This is a genomic window from Bradyrhizobium sp. 45, from assembly GCF_023073155.1.
GTDB classification, from domain to species: domain Bacteria; phylum Pseudomonadota; class Alphaproteobacteria; order Rhizobiales; family Xanthobacteraceae; genus Bradyrhizobium; species Bradyrhizobium canariense_D.
In genome coordinates this window covers 68070-78486 of record NZ_JADPIX010000015.1, presented here as the reverse complement: position 1 = coordinate 78486, position 10417 = coordinate 68070, and the positions used below count along the sequence as shown (strand labels likewise).

The 10417-nt window shown below is 66.2% G+C and carries 9 protein-coding genes and 1 pseudogene; 5 read left to right on the top strand and 5 right to left on the bottom strand.

Features of this window, described 5'->3' with window-relative positions; all coding sequences use genetic code 11:
* The first annotated feature begins 260 nt into the window (after positions 1 to 260).
* Both IVB42_RS02665 and IVB42_RS02660 read left to right on the top strand, forming a co-directional pair.
* A complete protein-coding gene (locus IVB42_RS02665) occupies positions 261 to 800 on the top strand; it encodes an RDD family protein (protein ID WP_039800407.1) in 540 nt (179 codons plus the stop codon).
* A 163-nt stretch (positions 801 to 963) separates the two neighbouring features.
* Positions 964 to 1740: an arginyltransferase gene (locus IVB42_RS02660; protein WP_018458387.1), complete on the top strand. Its 777-nt coding sequence runs from the start codon at positions 964 to 966 to the stop codon at positions 1738 to 1740.
* A 121-nt stretch (positions 1741 to 1861) separates the two neighbouring features.
* On the opposite strand, the gene IVB42_RS02655 is transcribed toward IVB42_RS02660, so the two are convergent.
* Positions 1862 to 3214 (bottom strand): Nramp family divalent metal transporter, encoded by a 1353-nt coding sequence (locus IVB42_RS02655; RefSeq protein WP_018458388.1) that lies wholly within the window; start codon positions 3212 to 3214, stop codon positions 1862 to 1864.
* Between the two features lie 167 nt (positions 3215 to 3381).
* On the opposite strand from IVB42_RS02655, the gene IVB42_RS02650 reads away from it, so the two are divergent.
* Complete coding sequence (locus IVB42_RS02650; protein ID WP_018458389.1) at positions 3382 to 4626, top strand: MFS transporter; 1245 nt, start codon at positions 3382 to 3384, stop codon at positions 4624 to 4626.
* Positions 4627 to 4740: 114 nt separating this feature from the next.
* Here the strand turns inward: IVB42_RS02650 and IVB42_RS02645 are convergent, their stop codons facing one another.
* Positions 4741 to 6000: an adenylate/guanylate cyclase domain-containing protein gene (locus IVB42_RS02645; RefSeq protein WP_026233569.1), complete on the bottom strand. Its 1260-nt coding sequence runs from the start codon at positions 5998 to 6000 to the stop codon at positions 4741 to 4743.
* A 184-nt stretch (positions 6001 to 6184) separates the two neighbouring features.
* Between IVB42_RS02645 and IVB42_RS02640 the strand changes: the two genes are divergently transcribed.
* Positions 6185 to 7342: an MFS transporter gene (locus IVB42_RS02640; RefSeq protein WP_018458391.1), complete on the top strand. Its 1158-nt coding sequence runs from the start codon at positions 6185 to 6187 to the stop codon at positions 7340 to 7342.
* Positions 7343 to 7373: 31 nt separating this feature from the next.
* Positions 7374 to 7566, top strand: a pseudogene (locus tag IVB42_RS02635) (hypothetical protein).
* Here IVB42_RS02635 and IVB42_RS02630 read toward each other — a convergent pair.
* The 3 genes from IVB42_RS02630 to dmeF all read right to left on the bottom strand — a co-directional run bounded on the left by IVB42_RS02630 (position 7563) and on the right by dmeF (position 10401).
* On the bottom strand, positions 7563 to 8441 hold the full coding sequence (locus IVB42_RS02630; RefSeq protein WP_247469669.1) for a DMT family transporter: 879 nt from the start codon (positions 8439 to 8441) through the stop codon (positions 7563 to 7565). The pseudogene IVB42_RS02635 and the gene IVB42_RS02630 sit on opposite strands and share 4 nt — an antisense overlap.
* Positions 8442 to 8524: 83 nt before the next feature.
* A complete protein-coding gene (locus IVB42_RS02625; RefSeq protein WP_018458393.1) occupies positions 8525 to 9364 on the bottom strand; it encodes an N-acyl homoserine lactonase family protein in 840 nt (279 codons plus the stop codon).
* A gap of 89 nt (positions 9365 to 9453) precedes the next feature.
* Positions 9454 to 10401 (bottom strand): CDF family Co(II)/Ni(II) efflux transporter DmeF, encoded by a 948-nt coding sequence (dmeF, locus tag IVB42_RS02620; RefSeq protein WP_018458394.1) that lies wholly within the window; start codon positions 10399 to 10401, stop codon positions 9454 to 9456.
* Positions 10402 to 10417: the final 16 nt, after the last annotated feature.

Genomic DNA, 10417 nt, shown 5'->3' with positions numbered 1-10417 from the left:
CGCGCAAATGCCTTGACTTCAGAACCCCGGCAGAGGCCTTCTCCTCTCAACTGTTGCACTTCGAGTGTGAATCCACCTCCTGGCTTTCGCCAGGACGACACTGAGGGTGTGGCGCCGCGTCCTTTCCTCCCGCCTCCGCCGCCCCCGAATCGCCGGAATATTTCGGCTTGTTAATCTCGGCGCCCTTGGCACGCGGACGGCCTGTTCCCATGTCCTTCCACGGGAGTCCTGCCACGGGAGTTTCCCTCGGGAGAATGGTCATGTCGTACTCGGACTCGGGCAATGCCTGGCGCAATGACGGTGGGGCGCAGCCACATGCCTACGATCCCTATCTGCACCCGGAACTGTTCCGCGGCGTTGCGACGCGGCGGGTCTTCGCCTTCCTGATCGACATGGTTGTGATCTCGGTGCCGGTGATCCTCGGCTACCTCTTCATCGCGGTGTTCGGCGTGGTCACGCTCGGCATCGGCTGGGCGCTGTTCTGGCTGGCCTGGCCGGCCTCCGTGATCTGGGCCATCGTCTATTACGGCGCCTGCATCGGCGGTCCGTCGTCCGCGACCATCGGCATGCGCGTGATGGATCTTGAGTTGCGCACCTGGTACGGCGCGCCCGGCTATTTCGTGCTCGGGGCCACCCACGCCGTGCTGTTCTGGGTGACCGTCTCGTTCCTGTCGCCTTTCGTCGTCCTGGTCGGCCTCTTCAACGGCCGCAGGCGCTTGCTGCAGGATTTCTTGTTGGGAACGGTCGTGATCAACAATTCCGTTCGTGCGCCGGTGCCCCAGGGCGCCAGGACCTACTGATCAGCGACCTTTCGATCAAGGACCTACTGATCAACCAACCTGGATCAAGAACCTATCAACCTGGACCCGCTATGCTGTCCGATCTGACCTGCCGAGTAGACCGATTGACCGGGGGCTTTCGTAGCGCGATGCTGATGCACATTTTGGAGGCCCACGACGTCCCTTGACCCAGCACTCGCGCGACACCCCACAATTTTACCTCACGGCGCCCTCCCCCTGCCCCTATCTGCCGGGCCGGCACGAGCGCAAGGTGTTTACGCACCTCGTAGGTGAGCGCGCCGGTGACCTCAACGACCTCCTGACCCATGGCGGCTTTCGTCGCAGCCAGTCGATCGCCTACCGTCCCGCCTGCGACCAGTGTCGCGCCTGCGTCTCGGTCCGGGTGATCGCCAACGAGTTCCGCCCCTCCCGCAACTTCCGCAAAGTCATCGCGCGCAACGCCGACATCATCGGCGAGCAGCGCAGCGCGGTGCCGACCTCCGAGCAATATTCGGTGTTCCGCGCCTATCTCGATTCCCGTCACCGCCATGGCGGCATGGCCGACATGACCGTGCTCGACTACGCCATGATGGTCGAGGACAGCCACGTCGAGACCCGTATCATCGAGTACCGCAAGCGCGGTCCCGACAGCGGCATCACCGGCCGCGGCGAGGAGTTGATCGCGGTGGCGCTGACCGACGTGCTCAGCGACGGCCTGTCGATGGTCTATTCGTTCTTCGAGCCGGGCGAAGTCAGCCGCTCGATGGGCACCTTCATGATCCTCGACCACATTGCCCGCGCCCGGCGGCAGGGATTGCCTTACGTCTATCTCGGCTACTGGATCGAGGGCTCCAAGAAGATGGACTACAAGGCCCGCTTCCTGCCGCAGCAGCGCCTCGCGCCGTCAGGTTGGCTGCGCATCGACGCGCAAGGCGATGCGACGTCCGAGCCGCAGGATTAGCTCTCCGTCATGCCCCGCGAAAGCGGGGCATCCAGTACGCCGCGGCGCCTCGGCTCAGTCACTACTGTCTCTGGAATACTGGGTCGTCCGGTCAAGCCGGACGACGACAGCCGTGGTGTGGTCACCCGAACAGCGTGTCCGCGAGCAGCTTCAAGTTCAAAACCACGATGATGCCGGCGACGATCCACGCGATCGCCGCGACCCATACCGGTATGACGAACTTGCCCATCTTGCGGCGGTCGGAGACGAAGCGGACCAGCGGGATGACGGCGAAGGGCAATTGCATCGACAACACGACCTGGCTGAATACCAGCAGATCAGCCGTGCCGCGCTCGCCATAGATCGCGGTGACGACGATCACGGGAATGATCGCGATGCCGCGGGTCAGCAACCGCCGCGCCCAGCTCGGCAGGCGCAGGTCGAGAAAGCCCTCCATCACGATCTGGCCGGCGAGCGTCGCCGTCACCGTTGAATTCAGGCCTGAGGCGAGTAGCGCCACTGCGAACAGCGTCGAGGCGATGCCGAGGCCGAGCAACGGAGACAGCAGCTCGAAGGCCTGGCCGATCTCGGCGACGTCGGAATGGCCGCTCTTGTGGAAGGTTGCAGCAGCCACCACGAGGATCGCGGCATTGATGAACAGCGCCAGCATCAGGGCGATGGTCGAATCCGTCGTCGCCCATTTGATCGCCTCGCGCCGGCCTTCGTCGTTGCGCTCATAGGCGCGCGTCTGCACGATCGAGGAGTGCAGATAGAGATTATGCGGCATCACGGTGGCGCCGATGATGCCGATCGCGATGTAGAGCATTTCGGGGTTGGTGAAGATCTCGGTCTTCGGCACAAATCCCCTCAGCATCTCGGCGACCGGCGGGGCTGCCGCGGCAAGCTGGACGGTGAAGCAGACTGCGATCACGACGAGCAGCGCGATGACGAAGGCTTCGAGGAAACGGAAGCCCCGATTCATCAGGATGAGCAGCAAAAAGGCATCCAGCGCGGCGATCAGCGCGCCGCCAATCAGGGGAATGCCGAACAGCAGCTTGAGCGCGATCGCGGTGCCGATGACCTCGGCGAGATCGCAGGCGATGATCGCCGCCTCGCAGGCAAGCCAGAGTAGAAAGTTCACGGCCGGCGAATAGGTCCCGCGGCAGGCCTGCGCGAGGTCGCGGTCGGTGACGATGCCGAGCCGTGCCGCCAGCGATTGCAGCAGGATCGCCATCAAATTCGAGAGCAGGATGACGGAGAGCAGCGTGTAGCCGAACTTGGACCCGCCGGCGAGATCCGTCGCCCAATTGCCGGGGTCCATGTAGCCGACCGAAACCAGATAGCCCGGGCCGACGAAGGCGAGCAGGCGCCGCCACCACACCCCCGCGATGGGGAGGGCGACCGAGGCATTCACCTCGGCCAGGCTCTTTGTCATCGGCGCGTCATTGCGCCAGCCGGCAGCATCTCGGGTCAGATCGGGAGAGCGAGCATCCATGCGGCGAGAATACCGAAGTCGAGCCTTATTGCAACTCATTTGCAACTGCATCTAGCCGCGTCGGTCCCTCGGCGGTCGCTATGTGTCGCCCCTGTCGGGAAGCGGGTGGGTTTGGGAGCCTCCCGAGGCGGATACTGGCGCCAACCCGACTTTGCAGGAAACGAGCCATGTCAATTCCCCCGCGCCTCCCCGAGACATTCAACCGCCTCGCCTGGTCCAATTTGGCGGCACAGTCGGCCGAACAGATCGCGCTGGCCGCGGCCCCCATCGTCGCGGTGCTGACGCTCGGCGTGGCAGAAGGCCAGACCGGCCTGCTCCAGACCGCGCTGACCCTGCCCTTCGTCCTCTTCGCCATCCCCGCCGGCCTGCTGGCCGACCGCATCTCCCGCCGTTCGCTGATGGCGGGCGCCGAGGCGCTGCGGGCCGCGGCCCTTGCAGCGATCGTGCTGCTGCTCGCGCTCGGCGCGCTCAATCTGCCGCTGCTGGCGCTGCTCGGCTTTGCCGCCGTGTGCGGCACCGTCGTCTACAGCGTGGCCGCGCCGGCGCTGGTGCCCTCGCTGGTGAGTTCGGACCTGCTACCGGCGGCCAATGCGCGGATCGAGCTCGCACGCACCATCGCCTTCGCCAGCGGCCCTGCGCTCGGCGGCGCGCTGGTCGGGTGGTGGGGCGCGAGCCCGGCCTTCGGCTTTGCGGCCGCGCTGTCCGCGATCGCCGTCGTGCTGCTCTCCGGCATCTACGAGCCCGCCCGCACGCCGGCGCCACGGCGGCATCCGTTTCAGGACATCCGCGAAGGCGCGGCCTTCGTGTTTCATCATCCGCTGCTGCGGCCGGTGTTCATCACCCAGTTCATCTTCAACACCGGATGGTTCCTGCAGATCGCGGTGTTCGTGCCCTATGCCGTACGTCACCTCGGCCTAAACGCGGTCGGCGTCGGCACCGTGCTGACGATGTACGGTGTCGGCATGGTGATCGGCGCGCTGTTCGCGACGCGGGTGATGAAGCGCATCGCGTTCGGCACGGTCGTCGGCCTCGGCCCCGTTACCGGCTTCGTCGCGGCGGTGGTGATGGCGCTGACGGTGCTGGTCCCCTCGCCCTGGCTTGCGGCCTTGAGCTTCTTTCTGCTCGGCGTCGGGCCGATCCTGTGGGTGATCTCGACCACGACGCTGCGCCAGTCGGTGACGCCGCCTCGCCTGCTCGGCCGCGTCTCCGCCATCAACATCATGAGCTATGGCGCCCGTCCGGTCGGCTCGGCGCTGGGTGCGATCGTCGGCGGCCTGTGGAGCGCCGAAGCGTGCCTCTATCTCGCCGCCGCCGTGTTCGGCGTGCAGGCGCTGGTCATTTGGCTCTCGCCCGCGGTGGCGCTGGACCGGCAGCCGGACATGGTGGGCGATGAGGCGGTGGCGCGGTGTTAGCTGCACCGTCATTGCGAGCGAAGCGAAGCAATCCAGAATCCGTCCGCGGAGACAGTCTGGATTGCTTCGTCGCAAGAGCTCCTCGCAATGACGGAGTATGTTGAAGCAGCCAGCCTAGTTCGCCAGATACCGCTCGTAGCTGCCTGTCACCGGCTCGCTCGCGTCCACCTCCGGATCAAGCGTGTAGAGATCCTGCGCACGGCCGATGCCACGCAGCGCGTAGCGGCCTGTGGAGACGAGATAGCGGCGGCCGGCGGCGTCGAGGCCCTTGTAGAATTCTGCCGATGCCAGCAGCTCGCGATCGACCGAACGGCTCATCGAGGCGATGCGGCTGACCTCGTTCACGGTCGGACCGACCACGGTGAAGTCGAGCCGGTCCTCGCTGCCAATATTGCCGTAGAAGACCTCGCCGACATGCAGGCCGATATAGGCGGACGTGGTGGGACGGCCCTCCGCGCCCCGCCTCAGGTTCAGCGCAGCGACGTTCTTGCGGAACAGATGCTCGGCGCGCAGCGCCGCGCGCCGGGCATGCGCCATGTCTTCACCGGTGAACATCGCAAGCACGCCGTCGCCGATCAGCTTCAGCACGTCGCCGCCGGCGTCGTGGATCGCGTCGATCACGGCCTGCGCATAGTCGTTGAGGAACGGGATGATCTCGTCGGGGCCGATGCTCTCGCTGATTCCGGTCGAGCCGCGCAGATCCGAATACCACAGCACGGCGTTGATGCGCTCGGTGACGCCGCGCGAGATACGTCCGCTCAAGACCTGCTCTGACGCATCGCGGCCGAGATAGACGCGGCCGAGCGTGCGCGCGATGTCGACCTGCTGCGCCGACTTGATCGCGAGCCCCAGCACCGGCACGAGATCGCGCAGCGCGGCGAGTTCGGCGTCGGCGAAGCCGCTGTCGCGTCGCGTTGTCCAGGAGGAGTAGAGGCAGTCCATCTGCCCCAGCGCTCCGGTCTCCCCGAACCGGTGCACAAAGGCCAGGAAATGGCGATGACCGGTTTCGGCGAGCTCGCCGATTTGTGAAAAATCGAGCGAGGGCGCGTCGGCGAGGTCGATCACCATCTCGTCGTGACCGTGCTCGAGCAAATGATAGAAAACCGACCGGCGCCAATTGTTGGCCGCGTCGCCCTCGGCCGTCGAGCCGTATTCGACGACGTCGCTCTCGTTGGTCGGTGTATCGCTCCAGCGGAAGGCGCGACCCTCGTAGATCGGGTGCAGCGTATCGATGACGACAAGGCCACGCGAGAGTTCCAGCCCCTCGGCGCGGCAGCGCTCGCAGAAGCCGCGCAGCAGTTCGGGTTCGGGCAGGCCGGTGAGCCCCTGGCCGGCCAACCAGTTCATCAGCGCAAGGCGAGAGGTCAATTGCATGCGCCATTATGGCGTGCATTCGTGACGAGCGAAAGGCGGCGCGCGGAGCTTGCGTCGCCAAAGCTCCGCTCACGGCCAAGGCTCCCGCCCGCGGCAGGTCGCATATGTCGCGGACGCTGTTGACGCGCTCCCGCCTCGGGCGGCAAATGCGAATGATGACACCGCCGATCAGAAATACGGGGATATGAGCCAGCGCCAGCTTCCGATCATCCTGGCGCTCGGTACCACGCAGACCCTGGCCTGGGCCTCGAGCTACTATCTGCCGGCGCTGCTCGCCGATCCCATGGCGCGCGATCTCGGTATCTCCTCCAACTGGGTGTTTGGCGCGTTCTCGGCCTCGCTGGTGATTTCGGCGCTGCTCGGGCCGCGCATCGGGCGACAGATCGATCTGGTCGGCGGCCGGCAGGTCCTCTCGGTGTCGAACCTGACGATCGCCGCCGGCCTCGTTCTGCTCGGCCTCTCGCAATCGGTGGCGGTGATGGCAATGGCCTGGCTCGTGCTCGGCATCGGCATGGCGATGGGTCTCTACGACGCCGCCTTCGCCGCGCTCGGGCGCATCTACGGCACCGAGGCGCGCAGGCCGATCACCGGCATCACGCTGATGGCGGGCTTTGCATCGACCGTCGGCTGGCCGCTCACCGCCTGGGGCCTGTCGCATTTTGGCTGGCGCGACACCTGCTTCGCCTGGGCCGCTGCCAATATCCTGATCGGCCTGCCGCTCAATTTCTTCCTGCTGCCGACGATCAAGGGCGCCAAGCAAGCAGCGGCGACAGCGGCGAAGCCGCATCTGCCGCTCGACCGCACCATGGTGCTGCTCGCCTTCATCTTTGCCGCGGTCTGGACCGTCACCGGCGCGATGGCCGCGCATTTCCCGCGCATCCTGGAGGCAACCGGCGCGACGCCGGTCGAGGCGATCGCGGCCGGTGCGCTGATCGGCCCCGCGCAAGTGGCCGCACGGGTTCTGGAGGCAGGCTTCCTCAGCCGCTTTCATCCGCTGTGGTCGACGCGGCTCGCCTGCCTCACTCACCCGATCGGCGCGGTGGTCGTGGCGATCTTCGGCGGCGCCGCGGCCAGTGCGTTTGCGCTATTCCACGGCTCCGGCAACGGCATCCTGACCATCGCGCGCGGCACGCTGCCGCTGTCGATCTTCGGCCCCAAGGATTTCGGCTATCGCCTCGGCATCATCGGCGCGCCGGCACGGATGGCGCAGGCCGTGGCGCCGCTGGCCTTTGGCCTGCTCATCGACGTCATGGGCGCCAAGGTGCTGATCGTCTCCTCCGCGCTCAGCCTCTCGGCGCTGGCCGCGCTGTTCATGATCCGCGCGCAACCGCGGCCGGATTGACCGGGCCGGAGCTTTCGCGCACAAGCGCAGCATGACCGAAGACACGCGCCCACCCCGCACATTCAAAGGCCTCCTGCGCTGGGCGACTACGCCCGCCGCAGGCCTGGGGTGTCTATCTCCTCGCCGTCATCCTGGTCTGGCTGATCTCCTTCTACGCCGGCTCGCTGAAACCGAAGAAGGCGCCGGAAGCGAGCCCGCCGCCGGTCACGGCACCGCGCACCTAGGCCGGCTTCGTTTCGCCGGTCGCGATCCAGATGCCGGCGAACACGGCGACCAGCCCGATCAGTAGATTTGGCGTGATCGGCTCGCCGATCAGCAGCGCGGCGAGCAAGGTGGCGGCGATCGGATTGACCGTCATCGTATTGGCGACCCGGGTCGGCGTCGCGCGCGCCAGCGCCATGACCCAGAGGACGAAGGCGAGCGCACCGCCGCCGATGCCGAGATAGATGCCGGCAATCCACTGCGCCGTCGTGAACTGCCCCAGCGCTGCAAAGCTGCCCTTCACGATACCCGCAAGCACCAGCACGGCGGCGCCTGCTCCCATGCCGACCGTGAGAAAGCCGAGCGGGCTGGAGCGCTGCATCAGCGGGCGCGACAGCACGTTGTAGAACGCCATGCAGAACACGGCACCGGTCATGATCAGCTCGCCGCGCCAGGCCTCGGGCGGCCTTTGCGCCAGGCCCGCGGCCAGTGCCGCCGCCACGCCGAGCACCGCGATGCCGACGCCGGTGATCTTGCGCGCCGTCAGCCGCTCGACGCCGAGGATGGCGCCGACCACCATGGTGTGGAGCGGCAGCGTCGCCAGCGCGAGACTGGCGCGCGCGGCGGTCGTGTAGGACACCGCGATGTTGTAGAGGATGAAGAACACGCCGAAAAAGCAGATGCCGAGCAGCGCCACGGCCGGCCAGTCGGACCGCTGCGGCCAGCGCACGCCGAGCAGAAGCGCGCACGGCAGCAGGCAGAGAAAGCCGATCCCCCAGCGCAGGATCGCGAGCAGGATCGGATCGGCGCCGCCGACCAGATAGCGGGTGATCGCCGCGGCAGTGCCGCCAAGGCTGCTCGACGCCAGCGCGATCGCAACCCCGGCCCACTCACCCACAATCGTCTCCCGTTGCGGAGCTTGCTGAGGGCGCTAGCACGCCCCTGCTGCCACCGTAGTGGCAACAGGGGCGTCGCGGGAAGCTAGTCGTAAAACTCGGGCGACATCTTCTGGCTGTCGCGCTGGATCTTGTCGTGGTTGATCCAGAGTTGCGCCTTCTCCTTGCCGAGCGTGTCGGCGATCTTCTGCATCGAGGCCGCGCTCTGGTCCTTGTTGGCGTTCATGCTCGGCACACGGCGGTTGTCCCAATTGTCTTTGAAGTGCACCGCATCGCCCGACAGCACGACGGCGCCGGTCTTCGGCAGCGTCACCAGCAGCGATTGGTGTCCCGGCGTATGGCCGGGCGTCGACAGGATGGTCACGCTGCCGTCGCCGAACACGTCCTTGTCGCCCGCAAGCAGCTCGACCGGATGCGACGGCTTGAAGCGCGGCTCGTTGTTGGCGCCGGGCCAGTCATACTCGGCCTTCTGCACATAGAGCATGGCCTGCGGGAACAGCTCGACATTGCCGGTATGGTCGGGATGGGTGTGCGAGACGGCCATCATCTTGACGTCACCGGGCTTGAGGCCGAGCTGTTCGAGCTGCGCGGCAAGCGTCTTCGGCCGGCGCCAGGTCACGGCTTTGGGATCGGCGGGCGCAAGGCCATTCGGCATCGCGGCGACTGCGTCGGCGATGCCGGTATCCCACAGGAACCAGCCCTTGGCGTGCTTCACGAGATAGCAGCTGTCGACGAAGTCCATCGTCTTGCCCTCATTGAGACCGGGCGTCCAGCGCGAGATGTCGCCGGCGGTGCCCTCGCCGCAATTGAGCACGTAGAGTTTTTCGACACCGGTCTTTTCGGACTGCGCGAGCACCGCATGACCGGACAGAACGAGTGCAGCGACAACGACGGCGAGCTTGATCTTTTTGATCTTTGGCATCATTCGTTCCTCCCTTGCAGCCAGGTCGGCTGTCTTGTCGGCTGTGACCGAGGGTCAACCCCGGTCCGTTCGCAGAATTCCCGCAGACCGCTTCAGTGCGGGCAGGTCTCGACCTCGACGGTGACGTGGCTGAGGCCCTTCAGCCCGGCGAGCCGCTTCTTGTAGACCGCCGGCTGCTTCGGCTTGTCCGAGACCACCGACACCAGCACGGCGCAATGGCCGGGGCCGACCTGCCACAGATGCAAATCGGTGACGCGGTCGTCACCGATCTCCATGCGCGCCCGGATCACACGCTCGAGCTTCTCGTCGGCGCGCACGTCGAGCAGCACCGCGCCTGATGTCTTGATCAGGCCGAACGCCCAGCTTGCGATCACGGCACTGCCGATCAGGCCGACCGCCGGATCGGCCCAGGCCCATCCCGAATACATGGCGACCACGAGCGCGGCGATCGCCAGCACCGAGGTCGCTGCGTCCGCCATGACGTGGACATAGGCCGCGCGGAGATTGTTGTCGTGATGGTGGTGGTGATCATGGTCATGATCGTCGTGATCATCATGCGCATGGCCGTGATGGTGATGACCATGGCTGTCGCGGAGCAGCCAGGCACTGGCGAGATTGACGCACAGGCCGAGGGCAGCGACCACGATCGCCTCGCCATAGACGATCGGCACCGGATTGATCAGCCGCAGCACGCTCTCATAGGCGATCTCGACCGCGATCAGGCCGAGGATGATCGCGCTGGCGAAGGCGGCGAGATCGCCGAACTTGCCGGTCCCGAAGCTGAAATGCGAGCTCCCCAGATGCCGCCGCGCAAAGCGATACGCGAACGCGGCAATCCCCAGCGCCGCCGCATGCGTGCCCATGTGCCAGCCATCAGCGAGCAGCGCCATCGAGCCGAACAGCGAGCCGGCGACGATCTCGCCGACCATCATGACCAGCGTCAGGATGACGACGAGCAAGGTGCGCCGCTCGTTCTCGTCGTGCTTGTCGCCCAGAAAGGCGTGGTCATGGGTCCATTGTTCGATGGAATGGGAATGCATCGCAAAGTCTCCGAAA

Bases quoted from the DNA above. Each gene is read 5' to 3' on its own strand.
- IVB42_RS02665 (WP_039800407.1), top strand. From the start codon at position 261: ATGTCGTACTCGGACTCGGGCAATGCCTGGCGCAATGACGGTGGGGCG.
- IVB42_RS02655 (WP_018458388.1), bottom strand. From the start codon at position 3,214: ATGGATGCTCGCTCTCCCGATCTGACCCGAGATGCTGCCGGCTGGCGC.
- IVB42_RS02650 (WP_018458389.1), top strand. From the start codon at position 3,382: ATGTCAATTCCCCCGCGCCTCCCCGAGACATTCAACCGCCTCGCCTGG.
- IVB42_RS02645 (WP_026233569.1), bottom strand. From the start codon at position 6,000: ATGCAATTGACCTCTCGCCTTGCGCTGATGAACTGGTTGGCCGGCCAG.
- IVB42_RS02640 (WP_018458391.1), top strand. From the start codon at position 6,185: ATGAGCCAGCGCCAGCTTCCGATCATCCTGGCGCTCGGTACCACGCAG.
- IVB42_RS02625 (WP_018458393.1), bottom strand. From the start codon at position 9,364: ATGATGCCAAAGATCAAAAAGATCAAGCTCGCCGTCGTTGTCGCTGCA.
- dmeF (WP_018458394.1), bottom strand. From the start codon at position 10,401: ATGCATTCCCATTCCATCGAACAATGGACCCATGACCACGCCTTTCTG.